This is a genomic window from Aquipseudomonas alcaligenes (assembly GCF_003205495.1).
In the GTDB taxonomy this organism is placed as follows: domain Bacteria; phylum Pseudomonadota; class Gammaproteobacteria; order Pseudomonadales; family Pseudomonadaceae; genus Aquipseudomonas; species Aquipseudomonas alcaligenes_B.
In genome coordinates, this window is record NZ_QJRX01000003.1 from 131,718 (window position 1) to 156,686 (window position 24,969).

32 protein-coding genes are annotated in these 24,969 nt (G+C 68.1%); 16 read left to right on the plus strand and 16 right to left on the minus strand.

The annotated features are described in order from the left end of the window. Positions 1-2: 2 nt before the first annotated feature. Both DMO17_RS05900 and DMO17_RS05905 read left to right on the plus strand, forming a co-directional pair. The gene (locus DMO17_RS05900; RefSeq protein ID WP_110681579.1) at positions 3-422 is read left to right on the plus strand and encodes a VOC family protein; all 420 of its coding nucleotides are present in this window, start codon (positions 3-5) and stop codon (positions 420-422) included. Between the two features lie 7 nt (positions 423-429). Beyond that, on the plus strand, positions 430-1,086 hold the full coding sequence (locus DMO17_RS05905; protein WP_110681580.1) for a cupin domain-containing protein: 657 nt from the start codon (positions 430-432) through the stop codon (positions 1,084-1,086). On the opposite strand, the gene DMO17_RS05910 is transcribed toward DMO17_RS05905, so the two are convergent. Then, the gene (locus DMO17_RS05910; protein WP_110681581.1) at positions 1,083-2,309 is read right to left on the minus strand and encodes an NADH:flavin oxidoreductase/NADH oxidase family protein; all 1,227 of its coding nucleotides are present in this window, start codon (positions 2,307-2,309) and stop codon (positions 1,083-1,085) included. The two genes, DMO17_RS05905 and DMO17_RS05910, sit on opposite strands and share 4 nt — an antisense overlap. A gap of 77 nt (positions 2,310-2,386) precedes the next feature. Here DMO17_RS05910 and DMO17_RS05915 point away from each other — a divergent pair, with 77 nt between their 5' ends. The 5 genes from DMO17_RS05915 to DMO17_RS05930 all read left to right on the plus strand — a co-directional run bounded on the left by DMO17_RS05915 (position 2,387) and on the right by DMO17_RS05930 (position 6,043). Continuing rightward, positions 2,387-2,803, plus strand: coding sequence for a MerR family transcriptional regulator (locus DMO17_RS05915; protein WP_110681582.1), 417 nt, complete (start codon positions 2,387-2,389; stop codon positions 2,801-2,803). A 92-nt stretch (positions 2,804-2,895) separates the two neighbouring features. Then, positions 2,896-3,336, plus strand: a complete 441-nt coding sequence (locus DMO17_RS05920) for a YqaA family protein (RefSeq protein WP_110681583.1) — start codon at positions 2,896-2,898, stop codon at positions 3,334-3,336. A gap of 145 nt (positions 3,337-3,481) precedes the next feature. After that, a complete protein-coding gene (locus DMO17_RS05925) occupies positions 3,482-4,438 on the plus strand; it encodes a hypothetical protein (protein WP_110681584.1) in 957 nt (318 codons plus the stop codon). 84 nt (positions 4,439-4,522) lie between these two features. Next, a complete protein-coding gene (locus tag DMO17_RS19825) occupies positions 4,523-4,645 on the plus strand; it encodes a hypothetical protein (protein WP_258371480.1) in 123 nt (40 codons plus the stop codon). Between the two features lie 84 nt (positions 4,646-4,729). Further along, positions 4,730-6,043, plus strand: a complete 1,314-nt coding sequence (locus DMO17_RS05930; RefSeq protein ID WP_110681585.1) for an NAD(P)/FAD-dependent oxidoreductase — start codon at positions 4,730-4,732, stop codon at positions 6,041-6,043. Positions 6,044-6,214: 171 nt separating this feature from the next. Here the strand turns inward: DMO17_RS05930 and DMO17_RS05935 are convergent, their stop codons facing one another. Next, positions 6,215-8,728: a bifunctional diguanylate cyclase/phosphodiesterase gene (locus DMO17_RS05935; protein WP_220034066.1), complete on the minus strand. Its 2,514-nt coding sequence runs from the start codon at positions 8,726-8,728 to the stop codon at positions 6,215-6,217. A 147-nt stretch (positions 8,729-8,875) separates the two neighbouring features. Here DMO17_RS05935 and DMO17_RS05940 point away from each other — a divergent pair, with 147 nt between their 5' ends. Further along, the gene (locus DMO17_RS05940) at positions 8,876-9,409 is read left to right on the plus strand and encodes a hypothetical protein (RefSeq protein ID WP_110681586.1); all 534 of its coding nucleotides are present in this window, start codon (positions 8,876-8,878) and stop codon (positions 9,407-9,409) included. A 16-nt stretch (positions 9,410-9,425) separates the two neighbouring features. On the opposite strand, the gene DMO17_RS05945 is transcribed toward DMO17_RS05940, so the two are convergent. Then, positions 9,426-10,196: an SDR family oxidoreductase gene (locus DMO17_RS05945; protein WP_110681587.1), complete on the minus strand. Its 771-nt coding sequence runs from the start codon at positions 10,194-10,196 to the stop codon at positions 9,426-9,428. An 89-nt stretch (positions 10,197-10,285) separates the two neighbouring features. Then, positions 10,286-10,504 (minus strand): DUF3820 family protein, encoded by a 219-nt coding sequence (locus tag DMO17_RS05950; protein WP_110681588.1) that lies wholly within the window; start codon positions 10,502-10,504, stop codon positions 10,286-10,288. A gap of 109 nt (positions 10,505-10,613) precedes the next feature. Here DMO17_RS05950 and DMO17_RS05955 point away from each other — a divergent pair, with 109 nt between their 5' ends. Continuing rightward, positions 10,614-11,033, plus strand: a complete 420-nt coding sequence (locus tag DMO17_RS05955; protein ID WP_110681589.1) for a bleomycin resistance protein — start codon at positions 10,614-10,616, stop codon at positions 11,031-11,033. Positions 11,034-11,072: 39 nt separating this feature from the next. Here DMO17_RS05955 and ahpF read toward each other — a convergent pair whose 3' ends face one another. From ahpF to DMO17_RS05975, 4 genes are all read right to left on the minus strand, one after another. Further along, positions 11,073-12,626, minus strand: coding sequence for an alkyl hydroperoxide reductase subunit F (gene ahpF / locus DMO17_RS05960; protein WP_110681590.1), 1,554 nt, complete (start codon positions 12,624-12,626; stop codon positions 11,073-11,075). Between the two features lie 241 nt (positions 12,627-12,867). Then, on the minus strand, positions 12,868-13,431 hold the full coding sequence (ahpC, locus tag DMO17_RS05965) for an alkyl hydroperoxide reductase subunit C (RefSeq protein WP_110681591.1): 564 nt from the start codon (positions 13,429-13,431) through the stop codon (positions 12,868-12,870). Between the two features lie 143 nt (positions 13,432-13,574). Further along, positions 13,575-14,183: a PilZ domain-containing protein gene (locus tag DMO17_RS05970; RefSeq protein WP_110681592.1), complete on the minus strand. Its 609-nt coding sequence runs from the start codon at positions 14,181-14,183 to the stop codon at positions 13,575-13,577. A 47-nt stretch (positions 14,184-14,230) separates the two neighbouring features. Beyond that, the gene (locus DMO17_RS05975; RefSeq protein WP_110681593.1) at positions 14,231-14,689 is read right to left on the minus strand and encodes a PAS domain-containing protein; all 459 of its coding nucleotides are present in this window, start codon (positions 14,687-14,689) and stop codon (positions 14,231-14,233) included. A gap of 103 nt (positions 14,690-14,792) precedes the next feature. Between DMO17_RS05975 and DMO17_RS05980 the strand changes: the two genes are divergently transcribed. The 6 genes from DMO17_RS05980 to DMO17_RS06005 all read left to right on the plus strand — a co-directional run bounded on the left by DMO17_RS05980 (position 14,793) and on the right by DMO17_RS06005 (position 19,036). Next, entirely contained in the window at positions 14,793-15,242 is a 450-nt protein-coding gene (locus DMO17_RS05980; RefSeq protein WP_110681594.1) for a flavodoxin, read from the plus strand. Beyond that, on the plus strand, positions 15,242-15,709 hold the full coding sequence (locus DMO17_RS05985) for a cupin domain-containing protein (RefSeq protein WP_110681595.1): 468 nt from the start codon (positions 15,242-15,244) through the stop codon (positions 15,707-15,709). The genes DMO17_RS05980 and DMO17_RS05985 overlap by 1 nt, the downstream gene beginning before the upstream one ends. 96 nt (positions 15,710-15,805) lie before the next feature. Then, positions 15,806-16,582 (plus strand): class II aldolase/adducin family protein, encoded by a 777-nt coding sequence (locus DMO17_RS05990; RefSeq protein ID WP_375538007.1) that lies wholly within the window; start codon positions 15,806-15,808, stop codon positions 16,580-16,582. Further along, entirely contained in the window at positions 16,579-17,484 is a 906-nt protein-coding gene (locus DMO17_RS05995) for an alpha/beta fold hydrolase (protein ID WP_110681597.1), read from the plus strand. Before DMO17_RS05990 ends, DMO17_RS05995 begins: the two co-directional genes overlap by 4 nt. After that, complete coding sequence (locus tag DMO17_RS06000; RefSeq protein ID WP_110681598.1) at positions 17,463-17,993, plus strand: DUF1569 domain-containing protein; 531 nt, start codon at positions 17,463-17,465, stop codon at positions 17,991-17,993. Before DMO17_RS05995 ends, DMO17_RS06000 begins: the two co-directional genes overlap by 22 nt. A 131-nt stretch (positions 17,994-18,124) precedes the next feature. Further along, positions 18,125-19,036 (plus strand): SDR family oxidoreductase, encoded by a 912-nt coding sequence (locus DMO17_RS06005; protein WP_110681599.1) that lies wholly within the window; start codon positions 18,125-18,127, stop codon positions 19,034-19,036. A gap of 138 nt (positions 19,037-19,174) precedes the next feature. On the opposite strand, the gene DMO17_RS06010 is transcribed toward DMO17_RS06005, so the two are convergent. From DMO17_RS06010 to DMO17_RS06020, 3 genes are all read right to left on the minus strand, one after another. After that, positions 19,175-20,248: an alpha/beta hydrolase family protein gene (locus tag DMO17_RS06010; protein WP_110681600.1), complete on the minus strand. Its 1,074-nt coding sequence runs from the start codon at positions 20,246-20,248 to the stop codon at positions 19,175-19,177. Between the two features lie 66 nt (positions 20,249-20,314). Next, positions 20,315-21,127, minus strand: coding sequence for a SirB1 family protein (locus DMO17_RS06015; RefSeq protein ID WP_110681601.1), 813 nt, complete (start codon positions 21,125-21,127; stop codon positions 20,315-20,317). 69 nt (positions 21,128-21,196) lie between these two features. Continuing rightward, positions 21,197-21,535, minus strand: coding sequence for a hypothetical protein (locus DMO17_RS06020; RefSeq protein ID WP_110681602.1), 339 nt, complete (start codon positions 21,533-21,535; stop codon positions 21,197-21,199). A 245-nt stretch (positions 21,536-21,780) separates the two neighbouring features. Between DMO17_RS06020 and DMO17_RS06025 the strand changes: the two genes are divergently transcribed. Next, complete coding sequence (locus DMO17_RS06025; protein ID WP_110681603.1) at positions 21,781-22,596, plus strand: ATPase; 816 nt, start codon at positions 21,781-21,783, stop codon at positions 22,594-22,596. A gap of 4 nt (positions 22,597-22,600) precedes the next feature. Here DMO17_RS06025 and DMO17_RS06030 read toward each other — a convergent pair whose 3' ends face one another. The 5 genes from DMO17_RS06030 to folE all read right to left on the minus strand — a co-directional run bounded on the left by DMO17_RS06030 (position 22,601) and on the right by folE (position 24,951). Further along, positions 22,601-23,188, minus strand: a complete 588-nt coding sequence (locus tag DMO17_RS06030; RefSeq protein ID WP_110681604.1) for a putative glycolipid-binding domain-containing protein — start codon at positions 23,186-23,188, stop codon at positions 22,601-22,603. A gap of 116 nt (positions 23,189-23,304) precedes the next feature. Then, complete coding sequence (locus DMO17_RS06035; RefSeq protein WP_258371490.1) at positions 23,305-23,643, minus strand: HopJ type III effector protein; 339 nt, start codon at positions 23,641-23,643, stop codon at positions 23,305-23,307. Continuing rightward, positions 23,643-23,933: a DUF1244 domain-containing protein gene (locus DMO17_RS06040; RefSeq protein ID WP_110681605.1), complete on the minus strand. Its 291-nt coding sequence runs from the start codon at positions 23,931-23,933 to the stop codon at positions 23,643-23,645. Before DMO17_RS06040 ends, DMO17_RS06035 begins: the two co-directional genes overlap by 1 nt. 86 nt (positions 23,934-24,019) lie before the next feature. After that, positions 24,020-24,391 (minus strand): dihydroneopterin triphosphate 2'-epimerase, encoded by a 372-nt coding sequence (folX, locus tag DMO17_RS06045; protein WP_110681606.1) that lies wholly within the window; start codon positions 24,389-24,391, stop codon positions 24,020-24,022. Continuing rightward, the gene (folE, locus tag DMO17_RS06050; protein WP_110681607.1) at positions 24,391-24,951 is read right to left on the minus strand and encodes a GTP cyclohydrolase I FolE; all 561 of its coding nucleotides are present in this window, start codon (positions 24,949-24,951) and stop codon (positions 24,391-24,393) included. Before folE ends, folX begins: the two co-directional genes overlap by 1 nt. Positions 24,952-24,969: the final 18 nt, after the last annotated feature.

Here is a 24,969-nt window from a genome sequence, read left to right on the forward strand (position 1 = left end):
CGATGAAATACCTGCACACCATGGTGCGTGTCCGCGATCTGGACGCCTCCCTGCGCTTCTACCGCGATGCCCTCGGCCTGGAAGTGCTCAAGCAGCGCGACTACCCCCAGGGCCGCTTCACCCTGGTCTACCTGGCCGCCCCGGGCGATGCGGATGCCCAAGTCGAGCTGACCTACAACTGGGACCCCGAGGACTACGGCAGCGCGCGCAACTTCGGCCACCTGGCCTATGCGGTTGACGATATCTACGCCGCCTGCCGGCGCCTGCAGGAACACGGCGTGACCATCAGCCGCCCGCCGCGTGACGGCCACATGGCCTTCGTGCGCTCGCCGGACCAGATATCCATCGAGCTGCTGCAGAAGGGTGAGCCGCTGGCGCCGGCCGAACCCTGGGTGTCCATGCCCAACGTCGGCAGCTGGTGAGCTCGCCGTGCGCCTGAACGCCGACTTCGCCCTGCCCGTGGTGATCCGCCCGGGCGATGTGCCCTGGGTAGCCTCGCCGCTGGCCGGGGTGGAACGGCAGATGCTCGACCGCATCGGCGAGGAGCTGGCGCGGGCCACCTCCATCGTGCGCTACGCGCCGGGCTCGCACTTCAGCGCGCACGGGCATCCGGGCGGTGAGGAGTTTCTGGTGCTGGACGGAGTGTTCTCCGACGAGCGCGGCGACTACCCGGCCGGCACCTACGTGCGCAATCCCATCGGCAGCCGCCACGCGCCGTTCAGCCGCGAGGGCTGCACGATTTTCGTCAAGCTGATGCAGTTCGATGCGGCCGACCGCGCCGAGGTGGTAATCGACAGCCATCGTGCCGAGTGGACGCCGGGGGCGCTATCCGGGCAGCGCGAGCTGGCCCTGCACGCGTTCGCCGGCGAGCAGGTGCGCCTGCTGCGCTGGGCGCCCGGCACCGCGCAAGCGCCGCAGGGCTATCCCGGTGGCGCCGAGTTTCTCGTGCTCGAAGGCAGCCTGCAGGACGAGCGCGGGGAGTATCCGGCCGGCAGCTGGCTGCGCTACCCGGCGCAGTTCAGTCACCGCCCGGGCAGCGCCGAGGGCTGCCTGCTGTGGTGCAAGACCGGGCACCTTGCGCCCTAGGCGCTGGCCATCAGGCGCCTGTACTGACGGGCGCGGCGGGCGGTCTTCAGCTGCTCGGCGAGCAGCGCGCGCAGCGGCGATACGCCGGGGTTGGGGCGCCGGCCCTGGCTGAGGCGGCGCAGCTGGTACTTCACCGCCGCCATGTAGGCCAGCGAGGCCAGCGCCTTGCGCTTCCAGCGGATCGGCGGCAGTTCGGCCGTGCTGTCCTGCCCGGCCTGCCACTGGCGCGGCAGGGCCGGTTCGATGGCCAGCGCGGTGGCGATGCCGGCCATGGCCAGGCCGCTGTCCAGCACCTGCTGCACCACCGGCAGGCGGCGGATGCCGCCAGTGACCATCACCGGCATGCGTGCCACCTGGGCGATCTCACGGGCGAATTCGAGGAAGTAGGCCTCGCGTGCCAGGGTGCGGCCGTCGCGGGCATCGCCCTGCATCGCCGGCGCCTCGTAGCTGCCGCCGGACAGCTCGACCAGGTCGACGTCCAGTTCATTGAGCATCTGCACCACGCGCTTGGCATCGCTGGCATCGAAGCCGCCGCGTTGAAAGTCCGCCGAGTTCAGCTTGACCGCCACGCAGAAGCCCGGCGCCACCTGCGCGCGCACCGCCTTGACCACCTCCAGCAACAGGCGCGCGCGGTTCTCGATGGGGCCGCCCCAGCTGTCCGTGCGCTGGTTGCTCAGCGGCGAGAGGAACTGGCTGAGCAGGTAGCCGTGCGCGGCGTGGATCTGCACGCCGGTGAAGCCGGCCTGCTCGGCCAGTGCGGCGCTGCGGGCGAAGCGCTGGATCAGCTCGCCTATTTCCTCGTCGCTCAGCGGCCGTGGCAGCGGGAACATCTTGGAGAAGCTGCCCAGTTCCAGGGCCACGGCCGAGGGCGCCACGGTCGGCTGGCCGAGGTTGGCCTGCATCTGCCGGCCGGGGTGGTTGAGCTGCATCCAGAACTGCGCGCCCCGGGCGCGGCCGATGCGCGCCCAGTCGCGGAAGCGCTGCAGCAGGCGGTCGTCCTCCAGCACCACGCCGCCGGGGCCGGTCATGGCGCGGCGGTCGATCATCACGTTGCCGGTCAGCAGCAGGCCGGCGCCACCCTCGGCCCAGGCCTGGTACAGGCGCAGCAGTTCGGCCGAGGGGCCCTGGTCGAGGGCGGCGAGGTTTTCCTCCATCGCCGCCTTGGCGATGCGGTTGGGAATCTGGGTGCCGTTGGGCAGTAGCAGGGGCTGGAAGGCGTTCATGGATGGCTCCGCGGTGGCGTGTGCGGCAAGACTAAGGTTAAAGTCAACTTCAAGGTCAATAGCCCGGAGGCATCGGCATGAAAATCGGCGAACTGGCCAGGCGCACCGGCCTCGCGCCCTCGCGCATCCGCTTCTACGAGGCCAGCGGGCTGATCGCCGCGCAGCGCCAGAGCAACGGCTATCGCGACTACCCAGTGGAGGCCGAGCAGACCCTGGCGGTGATCGCCTGCGCCCAGCAGTCGGGCTTCAGCCTGGACGAAATCCGCCGCCTGCTGCCCGACCCGGTGGCCAAGAGCTGGCCGCACGACGAGCTGCTGGCCGCGCTCAGGGCCAAGGTCGGCGAGATCGAGGCGATGCAGGCGCGCCTGGCGCAGAACCGCGCGCAACTGCTGGCGACCATCGCCGAGATCGAGAACAAGCCGGCGGGCATGCAGTGCGCGGAGAACGCCGAGCGCATGCTGGCCAGCCTGCGCCAGCGCCGCCAGGCCGAGTGACGGGGCGGGATTTCCCCGCCGCGGCGAATTGGTCATGATGCGCGCCCCGGCGGCTGGCGCCGGGCTCCGTCCCTCTTCCCGAGTGTCCGCGCGTGCTGGAGCTGTCCGCCTATCCCGCCCTGTTTCTCGCCGCCTTCGCCGCGGCCACCCTGCTGCCGGCGCAGTCCGAGGCGCTGCTGGTCGGGCTGCTGCTGGGCGGGCAGCACTCGCCCTGGCTCCTGCTGCTGGTGGCCAGCGCCGGTAACGTGCTGGGCTCGCTGCTGAACTGGTGGCTGGGCGGCTGTGTCGAGCGTTTCCGCCAGCGCCGCTGGTTCCCGGTCAGCGCCAGGCGCCTGGAGCAGGCCCGCCAGTTCTACCGGCGCTATGGCCGCTGGTCGTTGCTGCTGAGCTGGGTGCCGGTTATCGGCGACCCGCTGACGGTGGTGGCCGGGGTGATGCGCGAGCCCTGGTGGAGCTTCCTGGCCATCGTCACCCTGGCCAAGGCCGGACGCTACCTGGCCCTATTGCTGGCCACCCTCGGTTATCTCGGCTGAGGGCCGGGCCTAGCGGAACCTACCGGAACCTATACTTCTCGCTACCGGCGAGAGGGTGGCCGGGCATGTCGCCGGCAGGGGCCGGCCAGCAGCGGGTGCTGCGGCAGGACGGCGGCCTTGGCGGGGCGTGGGACGGGTGGGCAGCATGTGCGGAGCCCGGAGTGTGGTCTATGCGCGGGGCCTGGTGCTGGCCGGGCTGGTGTTGCTGGCCGGCTGCGCCAGCGCGCCGGTGCAGGTGTCTGGCGAAACCTGGCGCCGGCTCGACCAGGACATAGCCGCCGCCTCGCGGGCGGCCGAGGAGCAGTCCCGCGCCTATGCGGTGACGGCCATGGGGCGCTGGCTGCAGCTGGTGCAGCGGCAGACCGACGAAACCTTCATTCCCTGGTTCTCCGGCTACTGGACCCAGCAGTGGCTGGGCCTGCGGGTGTCCTGGTACCGGCTCGGCGGCGACGAGGTGCAGCGCCTGGCCGCCTACCTGCAGGAGGAGTATCGCGCGCAGGTGCTGGAGCCGGTGGCCGAGGACATCTCGCCCGAGCGCATCCAGCGCGGCGCCATGCGCATCTACGTGCGCCAGCTGGACATGCGCCTGCAGGCGCTGCCGGCCCGCCACGAGATACCCCAGGAGCAGTTCGACGCACGCCTGGAGGCCCTGCCGGTTCTGCCTGGGGCCTCGCTGCGGCAATTGCTGCGCGCCGATCCCCTGGAGCGTCTGCCGGCCTATGCGGCGCTGCTCGAACGGGTGCGTGTCGGCCCCGGTGGCGACTGGTCGAGCGACCCCGGCATCTCCCTGGTGGCCCAGCGCACCAGCGAGCGCCTGGTCGAGGAGATGACCACCAGCGGCGCCGCCAGTGCGCTCTCGGCCATGCTCGGGCGGGCCGCCGGCTCGGCATTGTCGCTGGGGGTGACGTTGTTCACCGCCATGGCCCGCGCCAGAGAACGGCCCCAGGCTGAGGCGCAGCTGCGCCTCAGCCTGCAGGCGACGCTGGAGCAGGAGGCCCAGGCCCTGCTGCGCAGCCCGCAGCACGGCGTGCTGGCCGGGGTGCTGGAACTGTCCGGGCAGGTCGAGCGCGGACTGGCGCAGCCGTTCAGTTACCGTCCCTGAGTCCGATTGTTTAGTGCTGGCCTAACTGAAAGTGCAAAGAATCCGATTTAACCCCACTTCGCCGCCGTGCGAGGCTGCGGAATCATGAATCGCAGCATGATCCTCTCCGCGCTGCACGCCTGGTCGGCGTGCGCCTATCCCGTGCTGGCCTTCTGGGCCCTCTGGCACTGCCGCCATGCGCGGCCCCCGGACGCCCTGGCCGCTTGACCCCGGCCGCCGCAGCAGGCAGCGGCGAACCCCGAACAGAACAAGAACCGCCGGCACAGCTCGCCGGCTGCAGAGGAAAACCGCATGAACGCCGCCATCCAGCCCGTGATCCCCGCCGCCGAGCGGGCCAAGTCCTACTACAGCGCCACGCTCAACGAGGAAACCAACTACCCGACCCTGCAGGGCCAGGTCAGCGTCGACGTCGCCATCATCGGCGGCGGCTTCACCGGCGTGGCTACCGCCGTGGAACTGGCCGAGCGCGGGCTCAAGGTGGCCATCGTCGAGACCCACAAGATCGGCTGGGGCGCCACCGGGCGCAACGGTGGGCAGGTCACCGGCAGCCTGTCGGGCGACGCGGCCATGCGCAAGCAGATGCGCAACAGCCTGGGCGAGGAGGTCGACGACTTCATCTGGCACCTGCGCTGGCGCGGCCACGAGATCATCAAGAACCGGGTGCAGAAGTACGGCATCCAGTGCGACCTGAAGCACGGCCACCTGCACGCGGCGATGAAGCCCTCGCACATGGACGAGCTGCACGCCTCCTACGCCGAGGCCGTGGAACGCGGCATGGGCGACGAGGTGACCCTGCTCGACGCCGCCGGCGTGCGCGAGCACCTGGCCAGCGACCTGTACCTGGGCGCGATCAAGAACACCCGCAACATGCACCTGCACCCGCTGAACCTGTGCATCGGCGAGGCCAAGGCCGCCGAGAGCCTGGGCGCGCTGATCTTCGAGCATTCCGAGGTGCTCGACATCGTCCAGGGCGCCAAGCCGGCGGTGGTCACCGCCCAGGGCCGTATCGACGCCAAGCAGATCCTCCTGGCCGGCGACGTCTACCACAAGCTGGCGCGCAAGCAGCTCAAGGGCATGATCTTCCCGGCCATGGGCGGCATCGTCACCACCGCGCCGCTGGGCGAGCTGGCCAAGGAGCTCAACCCGCAGAGCCTGGCGGTGTACGACTGCCGCTTCGTGCTCGACTACTACCGCATGACCGCCGACGGCCGCCTGCTGTTCGGCGGCGGCGCCAACTACTCCGGCCGCGACTCGCGCGACATCGCCGGCGAGCTGCGCCCGTGCATCGAGCGCACCTTCCCGCAGCTCAAGGGCGTGCAGATCGACTTCCAGTGGAGCTGCGCCATGGGCATCGTGATGAACCGCATCCCGCAGCTGGGCAAGCTGTCGCAGAACGTCTGGTACTGCCAGGGCTACTCCGGCCACGGCATCGCCACCACCCACATCATGGGCGAGATCATGGCCAACGCCATGACCGGCACCCTCGGCCACTACGACACCTTCGCCGCCTGCAAGCACATCAAGGTGCCGATGGGCGATGTGTTCGGCAACCCGATGCTGGCCGCCGGCATGTGGTACTACCAGATGCTGGAAAAGCTGCGCTGAGAGCCTGACAGAGGGCTGCTGCGCGCCGGCCTGCGACGTTGACAGCAGGCCGGGACGCGGCGCCTCGGATGCTGATTTGCCCGCCGTAAAATCGCCCGCGACTCCGACCGCTCCGCGCCAGTTGGCGCGCGCGCCTGGCCCTGGCTCGCGAACCTTGGGGCAGATCCCGGGTCAGCCGGGCTGGGGTAGGCCGAGCAGGCCCTCGTCGCGCACCAGGGTGTCGAACTCGGCCGCCGGCAGCGGGCGGCCGAACAGGTAGCCCTGCACTTCCTGACAACCCATGGCGCGCAGCTGCTGCAGCTGCTCGCGGGTTTCCACGCCCTCGGCGAGGGTCAGCATGCCCAGGCCGTGGGCCATGCCGATGATGGCCTGGACGATGCGCTGGTCGCTGCCGCTGCGGTTGATGTCGCGGACGAAGGACTGGTCGATCTTCAGCTTGTGCACCTCCAGCCGCTTGAGGTAGCTGAGCGAGGAGTAGCCGGTACCGAAGTCGTCGATGGCCAGGCGCACGCCGAGCGCGCGCAGGCGCTGCACCACCTGCACCACGCTGTCCGGCTTGTGCATGGCCACGCTTTCGGTCAGCTCCAGTTCCAGGCAGTGGGCCGGCAGGCCGCTGTCGCGCAGCACGTCGTCGATCAGTTCGAACAGGCTGGGCGCGCGGAACTGCGCCATGGACAGGTTCACCGCCACGCTGGTGTGGGCCGGATAGCCCTGGTCCAGCCAGCGCTTCATCTGCGCCGCCGCCGTGCGCAGCACCCACTCGCCGATGGCCAGGATCTGCCCGCTGTGTTCGGCGATGGGGATGAACTCGGCCGGGCTGATCCAGCCCAGTTGCGGGTGCTGCCAGCGCAGCAGGGCCTCGGCGCCGACCAGGCGGCCGTCGGCGGACAGCTGCGGCTGGTAGTAGACCTGCAGCTCGCCGCGCGGCAGCGCCTCGCGCAGCGCATTCTCCAGTTGCAGGGTGCGCACGGCCTGGTTGTGCATGTCCGCGGTGAAGAAGGCGTACTGGTCGCGCCCCTCCTGCTTGGCCCGGTACATGGCGATTTCCGCGTGGCGGGCGAGGCTGTCCACCGTGCCGCCATCCTCGGGGAACATGGCGATGCCGATCGAGGCGCTCAGGCGCAGGTTGTGGCCGTGCAGCTGGCAGGGCGCGGCCAGCGCCGCCTGGATGCGCTCGGCCAGGTGCGCGGCCTGCTGGGCGTCGACATAGGGCAGCACCAGGAGGAATTCGTCGCCGCCCTGGCGCGACAGGGTGTCTTCCTCGCGCAGCAGCGCACGGATGCGCCGGGCGGCCTCGACCAGCACCGCATCGCCGACCGGGTGGCCGAGCAGGTCGTTGATGTTCTTGAAGTGGTCCAGGTCCATGAACAGCACGGCCAGGGCCTGCTGGTTGTGCTGGCACAGGCCCAGCGCCTGCTCGATCAGCGAGGCGAACAGGGTGCGGTTGGGCAGGCCGGTGAGGGCGTCGAAGTGCGCCAGGTGCTCGATATGGCGCTGGTCGCGCAGGCGCTGGCTGATGTCGCGCACCAGCACCACGTAGCGATCGCTGTCACCCTTGCGCAGCACGGCAATGGACAGCTCGAAGCAGCGTCCCTGCTCGGCGCTGCCCAGCAGCAGCTGGCGGCCGTTGCTGAAGCCTTCGTGGCGCGCCTCGTCGAGCGCACGCTGGCAACTGGTGGCGGCCTCGGTGGGCAGCAGGTCGACCAGGCGCCGTCCCAGCGGCGAATGCTGTTCATCGAACAGCGCACCCTGCTGCGGGGTGTGCACGCGCAGGCAGAGCCCCTGTTCGTCCAGCTCGAACAGCTGGTCGGGAATCGCCTCGACTATGGCCTGAGCCTCGCCGCGCGCCTCGTCGAGGGCGTGGTAGGGCGCGGAGATGGTCTCGACGAACATCACCCGGTACAGCACCAGGTAGGCCACTACCTTGTACAGGTGGCCGCCGAGGTTGTAGAGGTCGGTGACCGAGGAGTAACGGGTGAACAGCAGCTCGCTCATGATCATCGCCAGCAGAGCGGCGATCAGCAGCTTGGCGTCGATGTTGCCCGGATGCCGCAGGTTGCGCGCCAGCAGGACGATGCTGAGGGCGTGGATGGCGATCACGCCGTACTCGGCCACCACCTTGAACGGCGTCAGGCCCTGGCCCTCGATGAAGGTCTGCGGCACCCACTCGGGGCGCCAGAGGAAGATCAGGTGGGCCGGCAGCAGCAGCGCCAGCATGGCCAGCATGCTCGCCAGGCGCCAGCCATGGGTGGCACTGCTGTTGTCCTTGTCTGCCGGGCGCCAGGGCAGCCAGGCCACCAGTAGCAGCGCCAGCGCCGCCAGGTAGCGCGCCAGCAGCCAGAAGTCGATGGCCTTTTCCACCCCATTGGCGGTGATGAAGTCGGGCATGCCGCGGTACGACAGCATGTGCGAGAAGTCGGCGATGGCCACGCCGAGGAAGGCGCAGGACACCACCAGGATGTTGCGCTGGCGGTGCAGGCGGTAGGTGTTCCAGCCGACCGCGAAGATCAGCGCGGAGACCACGATGGACAGGGTCTCCAGCAACTGGTGCCAGGTCAGGAAGTGCTGGCTGGGCGGCACCCGCGCGCCACCCAGCTCGATCAGCAGCAGGCCGCCGAACAGGCCGGCGAGCAGCAGCAGGATCAGACGAGCAGGCGTGCGCGGTGGCGGATGGAGCTCGGTCACAGGGTGCTTCCTAGTGGCAGGGCGGTCTGGCTGGACAGCATGCCGCACATTGAAGGGGCAGCGCTTGCCCCCAGTCAATTAGCCGGCAGTTCTAGACGGTCCTTCGCGCTATCCTGTGCAGCCTAGACCGAACCAGGAACCCGTCCCATGAAAGCCCAGCTCCTCGAACTCATCACCCTGATCAGCTCCGGCTGCATGACCGACGAGGAGATCGCCCGCATCGCCGACGAGGCCGCCCAGGCCTACGCCGACCCGCAGGCCTTTCTCGCCGCCAACCCGGACATCAACTACGACGACGATTTCCCCATTCCGCTGGGCGAGTGGGTGGTGGTCGGCAGCCTGCCGGACACCGTGCTGTTCCAGGCCGACAGCTACGACCAGCTGCTACAGCAGATCATCGACTCCTTCGGCCCGAGCGTGACCTTCAACATCAAGCCCAAGCAACTGCTGAAGGTCGAGCCGCTGAAGGCGCTCAACCGCATCCAGGTGCAGCTCTCGGCGCTGTACAAGGAGAAGGGCGGCTACGTGCTGCTGGACTTCAGCGAGCCGCTGGATGACGAGCTGCAATGCGTGCTCGTCTACACCAGCGACCTGCCGCGCTTGCTGGCGCTGGCGGTGGAAGTCGGCATCTACGCCGCGCCGGCCTACGAGGCGCTGAAGGCCGAGCTGGAGCAGGAGTAGTCGCGCGGCAGCCTGTTCACAGGCTGAAGCCACCGTCGATGGGGATGATGGCGCCGGTCATGTAGGCGCCGGCCGCGCTGCACAGGGCGATGGCCAGGGCGGCCATCTCCTCCTCGCGGCCCCAGCGGCGCATGGGGATCTGCGCCACGTCCTCGGCCATGGCCGCCTCGTCGCCGGCGATGTGGCGGGTCATCTTGCTCGGGAAGCGCCCGGGCGCGATCACGTTGACGTTGATGTGCTCGCCGACCAGCTCGCGGGCCAGCAGGCGCGACAGCTGGTGCAGCGCCGCCTTGCTCGGGCCGTAGGCGTAGGCCTGCTCGCCGAACGAGCTGATGCCGGCCACCGAGCCGATGTTGATGATGCGCGCGGGGCTCTGCGCGCTGCCTGCCCTGCGCAGTAGCGGCAGCAGCTGCTGGATGCAACTGAACACGGCGGTGACGTTGAGCTGCATGACCTTCTCCCAGCCCTTGGCCGGGTAGCTCTCCAGCGGTGCGCCCCAGGTGGTGCCGGCGTTGTTGACCAGGATGTCGAGGTGCTCGCAGCGCGCACCCAGTTCCTCGGCCAGGGCGCGGGCGCCTTGCTCGCCGGAGAGGTCGGCGGCCAGACCGATGCATTCGCCATGGGCCGACAGTTCCTCGGCGGCCTGGGCACAGGCGGCGCCGTCGCGGGCGCAGATAAATACCCGCGCGCCGGCTTCGAGCAGGCCCTGGGCGATCATCCGACCGATGCCGCGGCTGCCGCCGGTGACCAGGGCGGTGCGGCCCTGCAGGCTGAAGTAGGGATGCATGGCGATTCCTCGAGACTGGATACGAGCCCGTACCCTAAACGAGGCGGCCGGCGGATGCGGCGCTTATAGCCGGCGCAAATGCCGGGGCATCAGCGCCGGCCCTGGCGCAGCGGTTCCAGCAGGGCGTTCAGGCCGTTGTGGTCGATCTCGTGCATCAGCGCCAGCAGGCGGCCCAGTTCGCCCTTGGGGAAGCCCTGGCGGGCGAACCAGGCCAGGTAGTGGCCGGGCAGGTCGGCGAGCAGGCGGCCCTGGTACTTGCCGAAGGGCATGCTGCGGGTGACGAGAAGTAACAGGTCTTCGGGTTTCATGGCGGGGCATTCGAACGGGATGCGCCCAGTCTGCCGCTTTTTCGCCGCGAGCTCTACCGCCCGTCCGGCGCGCTGGCTATGCTCGCCGCTCGACACGAGGAGAGTTTCCATGGAATGGAACAAGCTGGTCCCGGAGCTAGTGGTGGCCGACTACCGGGCTTCGCGGCGCTTCTACACCGAGGTGCTGGGTTTCACCCTGTTCTTCGAGCGCACCGAGGATCGCTTCGGCTACTTCGATCTGGATGGCGCGCAGATCATGCTGATCGAGCAGCCCGGCGGTGACCTCTACGGCCTGCGCCCGGACACCGAGAAGGGCCGCGGGCTGCACCTGCAGATCGAGGTCGAGCGCATCGCCCCGCAGCTGCAGGCGCTGCAGCGGGCCGGGGTGGCCCTGGCGGCGCCGGTGACCGAGGCCTGGTACCGCGCCGACGACATCGAGCACGGCCAGCGCGAGTTCTTCGTCAGCGACCCCGACGGCTACCTGCTGCGCTTCTTCGAATACATCGGCGAGCGTTTCCTGCCGGTATGAAAAAGGGCCCCGCGGGGCCCTTGGTCCGAGCCTGTCCGCTCAGCTGCGGATCAGGTGGTCGAAGGCGGAGAGCGAGGCCTTGGCACCTTCGCCGATGGCGATGACGATCTGCTTGTAGGGCACGGTGGTCACGTCACCGGCGGCGAACACGCCGGGCACGCTGGTCTGGCCCTTGGCGTCGACGATGATCTCGCCGAAGCGGCTCAGCTCGACGGTGCCTTTCAGCCAGTCGCTGTTGGGCAGCAGGCCGATCTGCACGAAGATGCCTTCCAGTTCGACGGTATGCAGCGCGTCGGTGGTGCGGTCCTTGTAGGTCAGGCCGGTGACCTTCTGGCCATCGCCGATCACTTCGGTGGTCTGCGCGCTCTTGATCACGCTGACGTTGGGCAGGCTGTAGAGCTTCTTCTGCAGCACGGCGTCGGCCCGCAGGCTGTCGGCGAATTCCAGCAGGGTCACGTGGCTGACGATGCCGGCCAGGTCGATCGCCGCCTCGACGCCGGAGTTGCCGCCGCCGATCACCGCCACGCGCTTGCCCTTGAACAGCGGGCCGTCGCAGTGCGGGCAGAAGCACACGCCCTTGGCCTTGTATTCCTGCTCGCCGGGCACGCCCATCTCGCGCCAGCGCGCGCCGGTGGAAAGGATCAGGGCCTTGGCCTTGAGGCTGGCGCCGCTCTCGAACCGTACCTCGTGCAGGCCGCCTTCGCTGCTGGCCGGGACCAGGGCGGTGGCGCGCTGCAGGTTCATGATGTCGACCTCGTACTGACGCACATGCTCTTCCAGGGCGCGTACCAGCTTCGGGCCTTCGGTTTCCTGCACCGAGATGAAGTTCTCGATGGCCATGGTGTCCAGCACCTGGCCGCCGAAGCGCTCGGCGGCGACGCCGGTACGGATGCCCTTGCGCGCGGCGTAGATGGCCGCCGCGGCGCCGGCCGGGCCACCACCGATGACCAGCACGTCGAAGGCCTCCTTGGCGCTCATCTTCTCGGCGTCGCGGTTGGCGGCGCCGGTGTCGATCTTGGCGAGGATTTCCTTCACGTCCATGCGGCCGGAGGCGAATACCTCTCCGTTCAGGTAGATACTCGGCACGGCCATGATCTGGCGGCGCTCGACCTCTTCCTGGAACAGCGCACCGTCGATGGAGACGTTGCGGATGTTGGGGTTGAGCACGGCCATCAGGTTCAGCGCCTGGACCACGTCCGGGCAGTTCTGGCAGGACAGCGAGAAGTAGGTCTCGAACTCGAAACGGCCTTCGATGCCCTTGATCTGCTCGATGGTTTCCGCGTCCAGCTTGGACGGGTGGCCGCCGACCTGCAGCAGGGCCAGTACCAGCGAGGTGAACTCGTGGCCCATGGGGATGCCGGCGAAGGTGATGCCGATATCCGCGCCCGGACGGTTCAGGGCGAAGGACGGGCGGCGGCTGTCGTTGCCGTCGGTCCGCAGGGTGATCTTGTCGGTCAGGCCGACGATGTCGTTGAGCAGTCCGAGCAGCTCCTGGGATTTCTCGCCGTCATCGAGGGAAGCGACGATCTCGAACGGCTGGGTGACCTTCTCGAGGTAAGCCTGCAACTGGGTTTTCAGAGTGGCGTCCAACATGACGGGTTTCCTTCAGCGAATTTCGGACAAACAAACGCCCGGGCGGATCGCGCCCGGGCGTTCGGGCACCTTAGGAAGTCCTGTGGGACTTCTTGAGGCGGAAAATGGGATGGAGCGCGTCGCGAGCGACGGCAGTGCAAGGCGAACTGAGGCGAGGGCGCGCAGTTTACGAGCTGTAAATGAGCAGCCCGAGCTTCAGTTCAACGCAGCAATGCCTAGCGCAGCAGCGCTACGCCCATTTTTAGATCTTGCCGACCAGGTCCAGGGAAGGAGCCAGGGTCTTCTCGCCTTCCTTCCACTTGGCCGGGCAAACCTGGCCCGGGTTGGCGGCGGTGTACTGGGCGGCCTTCAGCTTGCGCAGGGTCTCGGAGACGTCGCGAGCGATTTCGTTGGAATGGATTTCCAGGGTCTTGATCACGCCTTCCGGGTTGATCACGAAGGTGCCGCGCAGGGCCAGGCCTTCTTCGGCGATGTGCACGCCGAAAGCGTTGGTCAGCTGGTGGGTCGGGTCACCGATCAGCGGGAACTTGGCCTTGCCCACGGCCGGGGAGGTTTCGTGCCAGACCTTGTGGGAGAAGTGGGTGTCGGTGGTGACGATGTACACCTCGGCACCGGCCTTCTGGAACTCGGCGTAGTTGTTGGCGGCGTCTTCGATTTCGGTCGGGCAGTTGAAGGTGAAGGCGGCCGGCATGAAGATCAGCACGGACCACTTGCCCTTCAGGCTCTGCTCGGTGACTTCGATGAACTCGCCGTTGTGGAAAGCGGTGGCCTTGAACGGCTGAACCTGGGTGTTGATCAGGGACATGAGAGAACTCCTGTTGGGGGTTGGAAACTTGATGCTGCGCATACTAACCGCATCGGCTGTAATCGCTAAATTGAATGAAGGCATGGACACGATTGGTTTGGTCTATGTGCATGCTTATAAATAGTGGCAGCGATCTATGACAGTCAGCCGGCGATCTGCAGCTGCGGGTGGCGCAGGCGGTATTGCTCGAAGATGAACTGGCGGATGCGTTCGGCATGCTCGCGGTGCTGCAGGCTCAGGCGATAGGCCGCCCGCCGCGGGCCGGCCAGGCGGATGCGCCGGCCCTCGATCGGCAGGCTGTCGCGGCCCGGCAGCGGCAGCCACAGCTTGAACCGCTGCGGCGGCTCGCCGCTGTCGCTGCCGAGCAGCAGGCTGGCGGGGGCCAGCTCCAATACCCGCAGGTCGCTGGCCTGGCCACGCTCGTCGCGCAGCGACAAGGGCTCCGTCAGCACCAGGCGCCAGGGGCGGCGCACCAGGCCTTCTTCGATAATGCTTGGCGCGCCCATCTCCAGCTGCAGGCCGTGCAGTTCGTCCTCCACCAGTTGCAGGGGGAAGGTCACGCGGCAGTTGCCCAGCTGCGCGTCCAGGCTGAGCCGGGCGTGCAGGCCGAGGCGGGCGAGCAGGGCGTTGGCCTGGGGGCCGCCGTCGACCTTGAAGGCCGGGATCGGCAGGGCCTTGCCGATCAGCTGGCTGTTGAACACCTGGCGGATGTAGTCCAGCTCTTCGCGGGACAGGGTGGAATGCTCGGACATGGGCCCTCCACGGGCAGGGCATGCATGATCACGAGCAAGGCGCGGGCCTACTGGGTGGCCTGCGCCTTCAGCGCCGTGATCTCGTCCTTGAGACGCGCCACCTCGGCTTCGAGTTCCCGCACCCGCTGCTTGGCCTCGACTTCCTCGCTGACGTCCTTCTGGATGCCGATGTAGTAGGTCAGCTGGTCACCCTCGTTGAACACGGGCGTGATCGACAGCTCGTTCCAGAAGGCGCTGCCGTCGCGGCGGTAGTTGCGGATGATCTGCCGGCACGGGCGCTGTTCGCGGATGGCCTGGCGGATGGCGTTCAACCCGGCCTGGTCGCGTTCGCTGCCCTGCAGGAAGCGGCAGTCCTGGTAGAGAATGTCGTCGCTGGCGTAGCCGGTCAGGCGCTCGAAGGCGGCGTTGGCATAGATCAGGATGTTGTCGTCACCTTCCTGTTCGGCCACCACTATGCCGTCGTTGGACGCGTCTACCACCAGTTGCAGAAGCTTGGCATTGATCATGTGCGGGTTCCCCATCCGTATGGGCTGCATTCTATGGCATCCCGGCGGGCTGTCCACTTGCGGCATAATGCGCACCGGTTTTCAGTGTGTTGCGGAGTGATTCATGAAAGTTGCCATCCTCTCCGGTTCGGTCTACGGCGCCGCCGAAGACGTTGCCCGCCGTGCCGTCGACGTGCTCGAACGCGCCGGCCTGCAGGCCTGGCACAAGCCGGGCGTGGCCCTCGACGAGCTGCTGGCCTTCGCCCCCGAGGCGGTGCTGGTGGTGACCTCGACCACCGGCATGGGCGAGTTGCCGGGCAATATCCAGAACCTCTACTACGCCCTGCGCGACCGCTTCCCGGCCTGGAGCGGCCTGCCCTGCGCGGTGCTCGCCCTGGGCGATTCCAGCTACGACGTGTTCTGCGGTGGCGGCGAGCAGATGCGCGAGCTGCTGCTCGAACTGGGCATGCGCGAGGTGCTGCCGATGCTGCGCCTGGACGCCAGCGAGACGGTGACCCCGGAAGACGACGCCATGCCCTGGCTGGCCGAGCTGGCTAAGGCGCTCAAGGCCTGATGGTTCCGCGCGCCGTCGAGCTGGTCCGCGAGCTGCAGCTGGCCGCCCACCCCGAGGGCGGCTACTACCGCCGCCTGTTCGCCTCGGCCCAGGTGGATGCCGAGGGGCGCGGTGCCTGCAGCAGCATCCTGTTCCTCCTGCCGGGTGGCGCCGCCAGCCGCTGGCACCGGGTGGACGCCGACGAGCTGTGGTTCTTTCACGAAGGCGCGCCGCTGGAGTTGCTGGTCGGTGAGTCGCCCAGCGTGCTGCACGTCGAGCGCCTGGGGCCGGTGGCGCCCGGCCAGTTGCCGCAGCGTGCGGTGCCGGCCGGGGCCTGGCAGGCCGCGCGCAGCCTCGGTGACTTCACCCTGGTCAGTTGCAGCGTGGCGCCGGAATTCCGTTTCGAGGGTTTCCGCCTGCTCGCCGACGATCCGGCCGCCCAGGCCGGGTGGCCGCTGCTGCTCGAGCGGTATCCCGAGCTGTTATGACCCGCAGGGCCAGTGTGCTGGCCTGCAAGGCAACTGGTGAGGGCGGCGAGCCTCGCTAGACTCCTCGGCACAACAACAAGTGCCGAGGTGACTGCCGTGAACGCTCCGCTCAATCTTCCCAGCCTCAAGAATCAGGTGTCCGCCGCCGAATGGCAGACCCGCGTCGACCTGGCCGCCTGCTACCGGCTGATCGCCCTGTACGGCTGGGACGACCTGATCTTCACCCACATCTCGGCCAAGGTCCCGGGCACCGAGGACTTCCTGATCAACCCCTACGGCCTGATGTTCCACGAGATCACCGCCTCCAGCCTGGTGAAGGTCGACCTGGCCGGCAACAAGCTGATGGACGGCCCGTTCGACATCAACCCGGCCGGCTACACCATCCACAGCGCGGTGCACGAGGTGCGCCACGACGTCGGCTGCGTGCTGCACATCCACACCCCGGCCGGCATCGCCGTGTCGGCGCAGAAGCAGGGTCTGCTGCCGTTGTCGCAGCAGTCGCTGTTCGTCCTCGCCAGCCTGGCCTACCACGGCTACGAGGGCGTGGCCCTGAACCACGACGAGAAGGCCCGCCTGCAGGCCGATCTGGGCGACAAGAACTTCATGATCCTGCCCAACCACGGCCTGCTCACCGCCTTCGGCAGCATCGCCGACGCCTTCCTCGGCATGTTCACCCTGCAGCGCGCCTGCGAAATCCAGGTGATGGCGCAGAGCGGCGGCAGCGAGCTGATCCATATCCCGCAGCAGATCCTCGACGGCGCCCGGGCGATGATCGCCGAGGTGATGAAGAGTCCGCAGGGCATGGGCGGCTCGCTGCCCTGGCCGGCACTGCTGCGCAAGCTCGACGCGCAGATGCCGGGCTACGCCCAGTGAGCGGCCTGCCGGGCATCGCCCTGGCCGAGTGGCGGGCGCAGGGACGCGGCTTCAGCTTCAACGGCCAGGCCATCCGCTACTGGACGGCGGGGCAGGGCGAGCCGCTGCTGCTGATCCACGGCTTCCCCACCGCCAGCTGGGACTGGCATTACCTGTGGCAGCCGCTGGCCCAGCGCTACCGCGTGATCGCCTGCGACATGCTCGGCTTCGGCTATTCGGCCAAGCCGCGCTGCCATGCCTACAGCCTGCTGGAGCAGGCCGACCTGCAGCAGGCGCTGCTGGCCCATCTCGACGTGCGCGAGCCGGTGCATGTGCTGGCCCACGACTACGGTGACAGCGTGGCCCAGGAACTGCTGGCGCGGCACCAGGAGGGGCGCATCCAGCTGGCCAGCTGCGTGTTCCTCAACGGCGGCCTGTTTCCCGAAACCCATTACCCGGTGCTGATGCAGAAGCTGTTGCTCGGTCCATTGGGCCCGCTGCTCGGCCGGCTGTTCTCGCGCGCCACCCTGGCGAAGAACTTCGCCAAGGTGTTCGGCCCGCAGACGCAGCCCAGCGAGGCCGAGCTGGACGCCTTCTGGGAGCTGATCGCGTACAACGACGGGCCCAAGGTGATGCACCGGCTGATCCGCTACATCCTCGATCGCCGGGCCAACCGCGAGCGCTGGGTGGCGGCCATGCAGGAGACGGCCGTGCCCATGAGGGTCATCGACGGCGCCGTCGATCCGATCTCCGGGGCGCACATGGTCGAGCGCTATCGTGAGCTGATCGAGAGTCCGGACACGGTTTTGCTGCCGGCCATAGGCCACTATCCGCAGACCGAGGCACCCGCAGAGGTGCTCGACCACTATCTGCAATTCCGTGACCGGCTGGAGGCCAACACATGCAGCGACGCACTCTGTTGAAAGGTGCCGCCCTGGGCGGCGTGGCGGCTCTGGGCACCGGCTTCTGGGCCCTGCCCAGCGGCGCCGCGCCGGCCGCCGTCAGCCTGGACGGCGCGCGCAGCGTGCTGGCAGGCCTGCAGGGCAAGGCCCTGGCCAGCATCCAGGGCTGGACCCCGGTCGAGGTGTTCAACCACTGCGCGCAGAGCATCGAGTACTCCATGGACGGCTACCCCGAACTGAAGCCGGCCTGGTTCCGCCACAGCGTCGGCCCGGCCGCCTTTGCCGTGTTCAGCGCCCGCGGCGCCATGCGCCACCCGCTGACCGAGGCCATACCCGGCGCCGCGCCGCTGGCCGAGCCGGCCGGCCAGGAAGCCGCGCTGCAGCGCCTGCAGGCCGCCTTCGCGCGTTTCGCCGCGCATACCGGCGAGCTCAAGCCGCACTTCGCCTATGGCGCCCTCAGCCATGAGGAATACGCCGCGGCTCATGTGTTGCACCTGTACAACCACCTGAGCCTGATCCGCCCCGCCTGATCGGTTGCCGCCCGCATGGCGGCCATCCCCCGGCCTTATCGGGCGATATTCAGTCTGCTCGCGGTTCATTGCCCGGGCCGCTTCGCTGCGGGACACTCCGGGCTTTCGCCGACTGCCCAGAGGAGCCTTTTATGAGCGACGCCATCCGTTTCGAAAACCAGGTCGTGATTGTCACCGGCGCCGGCGGTGGCCTCGGTCGCGCCCACGCGCTGCTGTTCGCCAAGCATGGCGCCAAGGTGGTGGTCAACGACCTGGGTGGCAGCACCCACGGCGAGGGCGCCAACGCCTCGGCGGCGGACAAGGTGGTGGCCGAGATCAAGGCCTTCGGTGGCGAGGCGGTGGCCAACCATGATTCGGTGACCGACGGCGGCCAGATCGTGCAGTGCGCGCTGGACAGCTTCGGCCGCATCGATGTGGTGGTGAACAACGCCGGCATCCTGCGCGACAAGTCCTTCCACAAGATGGAAGACACCGACTGGGACCTGGTTTACAAGGTCCACGTCGAGGGCGCCTACAAGGTGACCCGCGCCGCCTGGGAGCACCTGCGCGAGCAGCAGTACGGCCGCGTCATCTTCACCGCCTCCACCTCGGGCATCTACGGCAACTTCGGCCAGTCCAACTACGGCATGGCCAAGCTCGGCCTCTACGGCCTGACCCGCACCCTGGCGATCGAGGGGCGCAAGAACAACATCCTGGTCAATGCCATCGCCCCCACCGGCGGCACGCGCATGACCGAGGGCCTGATCCCGCCGCAGGTGTTCGAGCAGCTCAAGCCGGAGCTGGTCAGCCCGCTGGTGGTGTACCTGGGCAGCCGTGCCTGCCAGGACACTTCCGGTCTCTACGAGGTCGGCGGCGGCTGGGTCGGCAAGGTGCGCTGGGAGCGCAGCCTGGGCGCCGGCTTCGACCCCAAGGCCGGCTTCAGCCCGGAAGACGTGGCGGCCAGCTGGAAGCAGATCGGCGACTTCGCCGGCGCCGTGCACCCGGACGACAACGTCACCGCGCTGCGCGAGATGATGGCCAACCTGCAGAAATACGCGGGCTGACCCCAGCCTTGAAGCAGAGGCACAAAGGCCGGCAGCGATGCCGGCCTTTGCGTTTGCGGGCAGTTGGGAACCGCCAGGCCCTGCTAGCAGGGTGACGATGCGCAGGCCGGATTGCCCCGGGATGGCCTGCGCATCGTTCTAGCGGGCCTGCAGCTTGAAGTTGTCGTCCGAGGGCTCCTTGGTATAGGCGCCTTGATCCTGTACCAACTTCTGGGTGCCATTCATCAGGGTGGTGATGCGGCTGTCCGAGGTCTTGGCGGATGCGGCCTGGTTGGTGGTGCCGGTAATCAGCGGCGGGTTGAAGCTGAACGACCAGAGGTAGTGCCAGACGGCGGCATTGTGCTTCTCGACCTGTTGCGTGGCGAGGAAATACCAGGGCTTGAGTTCGGTGAAGGCGGTCATGTTCATCAGTCCCTTGTTCTCGTCGCCGACGAAAAGGGTGCTGGTGACCGACGAACTGCGATAGGCCTCGAAAATCACGCCCTTGCTTTTCAGTTCGCTGACGTAGCTGCGGCTGACCGCGCCGGTCCACTGGTTGCCCAGCCAGCTCTTGGCATAGTTCGAATAGAAGGGATCGAGCAGGGCGACGCGCTTGGGCAGCAGTTTGCTGTTCATGGTGCCGGCACTGATGGCGTCACTGATCTTCTTGGTCAGGACGATGGCCATCTGGTTGCCCAGCGAGTGCCCGAGGATGCGGATGTTGCTGCCGGTGTAGCCGGCCATGTTGGCCTTGTAGCTGTTGAACAGCAGGTCGCCGGCCGACTGGCTCGGTCCGGCGCTGTAGCTGCCGCTGCTGTTGCGCCAGCGCATGCCGCGTGGGCCATTGGCCGTCCAGATCTTGGCTTCCGCGTCGGTGACTTCGTTCTCATCGGCGAACTGGTTCCAGTACAGCACGCCGACGTTGTAGCCGGCATTCAGCCAGGCGGCGGCCAGGTCCAGGCTGGGACCGCCGGCTCCTTCGCGGTTGAAGGTTTCGCGATCCTTGCGAATGCTCGAAGTGTTCTGCCAGCCATGGATGTAGATCACCGTGGGCTTGCTGGCGCCGAAGTAGGCGTTGCTCTGGCCGGGTACGGCCTTCTGCCAGGTGTCGCCATAGCCGAACCAGTACAGGCCGTAGTCGAGGTTGTTGAAGGTGGAGTCGGGGAAAACGCCGGGGGCGGCGTGGACGAGCGAGGAAAAGCACAGCAGGCAAAGCATGAGCAGCTTGCGCATGGTGAACGTCCCTTATGTTGTTGTTGTGTGGGGCGCGTCCGATTAGGCAGCGAGTCGTCGCGGCTGTCAATGCAGTGCCGGGCTGTGCTCCTGGCGTGCCAGCTGGTCGAGGCGTTGGGTGAGGTGCAGGCGCTCACGCTCGTCCTCGCACAGCAGCAGGGCGCGTTCGAGGTCGAAGCGCTCGGCCTGGGGGCAGTCCAGTTCGCGGTAGATGGCGGCGCGCAGCTGGTGGTCGGCGCTGTTCGGCGGGGCCAGCAGGAGGATGCGCTCGGCATCCTTCAGCGCGGCCACATGCTCGCCGGCGGCGCCGTGCAGGTGGCACAGGTTGCGCGACAGGCGCAGCAGCAGGGCAGGGCCGTCGCAGGTCTGGAAGTGCTGGGCATTGAGCTCGGCACCGGGGCCGGCGATGCGGCTGAGCAGGTCGCGGCAGTCGCGGGTGTACAGGCGCCGGCCGTTGCACGGGTCGAGCAGGTGATCGGCGCCGGGAACCCGCAGCAGCAGATGGCCGGGGAAATTCACCGCCTGCAGCGGGATGTCCAGGCGCCGGGCCAGTTCCAGGGCGATCAGCGCCAGCGACAGCGGCTGCCCCCGGCGGCGCTGCAGCACCTGGTGTAGCAGGGCGGCGCGGGGGCGCAGGGGCAGGTCGTCGTCCTCGTGGAAATCCAGCTCGCCGAGGCGGCGCAGCAGCGGCTGGGCGAGGTCGCTGGCGGCCAGGTTGGGCAGGCCTGCGGACACCTGCTGGCGCAGGTTGGCGAACTCGCGCAGGACCTGCTCCGGCTGCAGCGCCGGATCGTGTTCGCGGGCGATCCACAGGGCCGCCTCCAGCAGGGCGGGCGGGTCGGACTCCAGGCAGTGCAGCCAGGCGGGGCGGGCGGGCATGCGGTTCTCCGGTGACGAGACACAGTCCACCCGACTATTAACCGGGCGCCCCCGGTTCGTCCAGCCGTCTCAGGCGTATACGCGCTGGCCGCGGTACATGCGCACCGAGTGGCCCCGCGGCGCCTCGTCGAGCGCCGGCGCGGTGGCGGCCGCCTGCGGCAGCTCGTGGCCCCGGTACTGGCGCGTCGGCTGGGTCGCGGCAGACTGGCGCGCCGGGCTGTGGAAGTCGCTCAGTTCGGCGAGGCGGATGCCGAGGTTGCGGGTTTCCTGGTCGCCGGAGCGCAGGCAGGCCAGCAGCATGGCCTCGACGGCGTCCGGCTGGCTCAGACGGATGTCCACGGACAGTTCTTCGCGCAGACGGCGGCGCAGCGCTTGCATGCAATCGAGAACGGCTTTGTTCAGTTCCATGTCGACTCCCCAGGCTTTCGATGCTCCGGCACCCGGCGTGGCCGGGCTTCCCCAGGTAGGGCTCTGCAAGTGGCGTACCACTGTGCCGGGGCGGCGAACTGTGCGGCTCTTCACAGGTCCATGCTGGCGGGGACGCACGGCGCTGGTGCAGGTCGCACTCGTCTGGCGCCCCGCTGAAGGTCGGCCGGCATGACGGTATACTGCGCGCCCGGCTTCATCTTTCCTGCATTTTCCCGAAGGTTTCTATGCGTAACGACGCTCACGACGAGCTGGAGCATGTGCCCAGCCTGACCACCGATCCGCGCGATCGCGACGACTTCCAGGTCGGCCACGCTGCAGCGCCGCAGCGCAGCGCACCCACCTATCCGCAGGTGGAACGCCGCCGCGGCTTCGGTACCGGCCCGCTGTGGGCCCTGACCGGCGCCCTGTTGATCGCCCTGGGCGGCCTGAGCTGGTGGAGCTACCAGCAGATCGCGCAGATGCAGGCGCAGCTGGTGGTGACCCAGGAGACCTTCGCCCGGCTCAGCGAGGATGCCGCCGGGCGCATCCAGGACATTTCCGGCAAGGTGGTGGCCACCGAGTCCAGCGTCACCAGCGACAGCGAGGCGCTCAAGCTGCGCATCAAGCAGCTGGAGACCCGGCTGGCCGAACTGGCCAAGGCGCAGCAGAACGTCGCCGGCCAGCAGAGCGGGCAGGGCAAGCGCCTCGACCAGCTGGCCGCCGAGCTGAAGAGCCAGCAGAGCAGCAGCGCGCAGTTCGACGGCCGGCTGGACAAGTTGGCCAGCGAGCAGAAGGCCGGTCTGGCTGGGGTCGGCCAGCTGCAGGAGCAGCTCAAGGGCCAGGCCGCGAGCCTGGAGGCGCTGAAGAAGCAGGGCGATCCAAGCCAGGCCATCCGCAACCTGGAGCAGGACCTGCTGGTGCTGCGCAGCGAGCTGGATAGTCGCGCGGCGCAGAACAGCACCGCCGAGTTCGACGCCTTCCGCGCTCAGGTGACCCGCAACATCAACACCCTCACCGCTCAGGTGCAGAACCTGCAGCAGCAGCTCAACGCGCGTCCCTGAATCGTCAGGCGCACTCGGCCTCGCGCAGGGTGCGCTGGCTGACCCGCACGAACTGGCCGATGGCCTGCACCAGCAGGCCGCTGGCATCCAGGGTCAGCTCGCAGGGCGCATGGCCTTCCGCCTCGCACAGGTAGACGGCATGGCTGGCCTGGCGGTGCAGGCACTGGTAGCGCTGCTGGCGGGCCTCCACGCGCAGGCTGAGCAGGTCGACATGGGCCACGCAGAAGCGCTCGCTGTCGCCGACGGCGAGCGGGCTGCGCTGCAGCAGCGGGGTATGGGGAAAGGGCGAGGCGGAGAGCATGACCTGCTGGCACTCGCCGAGGTCTTCGCGCAGCTGGTCACCCAGATGCCAGCGGCCGCGGATGTCGCGGCGCAGTTCGAGGCTGCGCTGGCCGTGGTTGTCGGCCTTCAGCCAGAGGCGGCGGAAGCGCCAGCGCTCGTCGTACTTGAGCAGGTAGGCGGCGGCGATGCTGTTGCCGCGCGTGCTCTGGATCAGGTGGCTGCTGGCGCTGATGCCATCGCCGGCGCTGGCCAGGCCGAGATGCTCGACGCCATGGCCGTCCCACGGCTTCCACACCAGATTCTGTTGCATCCTTGCGCTCTCCACACGCCAGCCTCCGTGCCGGCGTTTCCATGGCGCCCAGTCTAGGCGGCTGGCGCGCGCCTGTCTGTCAGCCAAAGCCGACAGTCGAGCAACTTCTTGCGCAGTCAGGCCTTGCGCGTGAGCGGCGCCTGGTCGAAGCGCACGCCGGCCAGGCCGGTGTTCTGCAGGGCGCGGATATTGGCGTGGTCGTTGCCGTCGGGGCTGGCCAGCACGGCGCGGTAGTGCTCGCCGAAGGCGCGCAGGGCTTCCTCCAGGCTGAAGCCTTCGAGCAGGGCCAGGCCGAGGGTCTTGCAGGAGCCTTCGTTCTGTCCGGCGGCGTTTGTCACGCTGCCGTTGCAGAAGGCGCTGGGCCGGTAGTCGTAGTGCTCGGCGACGAAGGCCAGGGTCTCGGCGAACTGGAACTGCTCGCCATGCAGGCGGGCGCGGAAGTCTTGCAGGGTCATCAGGATTTTCCTTTGGCGAAGGCGGCCTGCTGCTCGGCGCTGGCTTCCTTCTGGTGCTTGGCCTTCCACTCGGCATAGGGCATGCCGTAGATCTCTTCGCGCGCCTGGTCCGGGCTGACGTCCAGGCCGAGGTCGTCGGCGGCGGCCTTGTACCACTTGGCCAGGCAGTTGCGGCAGAAGCCGGCCAGGTTCATCAGCTCGATGTTCTGCACATCGGGGCGCGAGCGCAGGTGCTGGACCAGGCTGCGGAAGGCGGCGGCTTCCAGTTCGAGGCGTTCTTGATCGGTCATGGCGGACTCCCGGACTTCAGGGTGCGCAGATGATAGAAGCGCGCTGGCCCAGCGGCAATGCCCGTGGCAGAGCGCGGGCCGGCGTCTCAGCGGTGGCCGGACAGGGTGATCGAGACCGACTCGGCGAAGCGCAGGGCGTGCAGCTTGTCCACCTCCACCTCGGCGTAGCGCACGTCGGGGTTGGCCATTACCAGGTCGAGGATCTCCTGGGTCATGCGTTCGAGCAGGGCGAAGCGGTTTTCCTCGACGTGGCGGATCACCGCCTTGGTAATGGTGCGGTAGTTCAGCGCGTGGTCGATGTCGTTGTCGCGCACCGCCTCGGCGGCCGGGTAGAGGATGGTCAGGTTGATCAGCACGTCCTGCTTGTTGTTGATCTCCTCTTCCTTGATGCCGATGTAGGTGCGCAGGCGCAGGTCCTTGACGCGGATGCGCGCCATCCCGGGTTCCAGTCGCGGCATTACTTGCTCCGTCCGATCAGTTGCAGGAATTCGTGGCGAGTGTTGCAGGACTCGCGGAAGGCGCCAAGCATCACCGAGCTGCTCATCACCGAATTCTGCTTCTCCACGCCGCGCATCATCATGCACATGTGCTTGGCCTCGATGACCACGGCCACGCCGGCGGCGTTGGTGACCTGCTGGATGGCATCGGCGATCTGCTTGGTCAGGTTCTCCTGGATCTGCAGGCGGCGGGCATACATGTCGACGATGCGCGCCACCTTGGACAGACCCAGCACCTTGCCGGTGGGGATGTAGGCGACATGGGCCTTGCCGATGAAGGGCAGCAGGTGGTGCTCGCACAGCGAGTACAACTCGATGTCCTTGACGATCACCATCTCGTCGTTGTCCGAGGCGAACAGTGCGCCGTTGACGATTTCCTCCAGCGACTGCTGGTAGCCGTGGCAGAGGTACTGCATGGCCTTGGCCGCGCGCTTGGGCGTGTCGAGCAGGCCTTCGCGCTCGGGGTTCTCGCCGAGGCCTAGAAGGATCTCGCGGTAGTGATGGGGCAGTTGAGTATTCATCGACTATTCCTCGCGGCG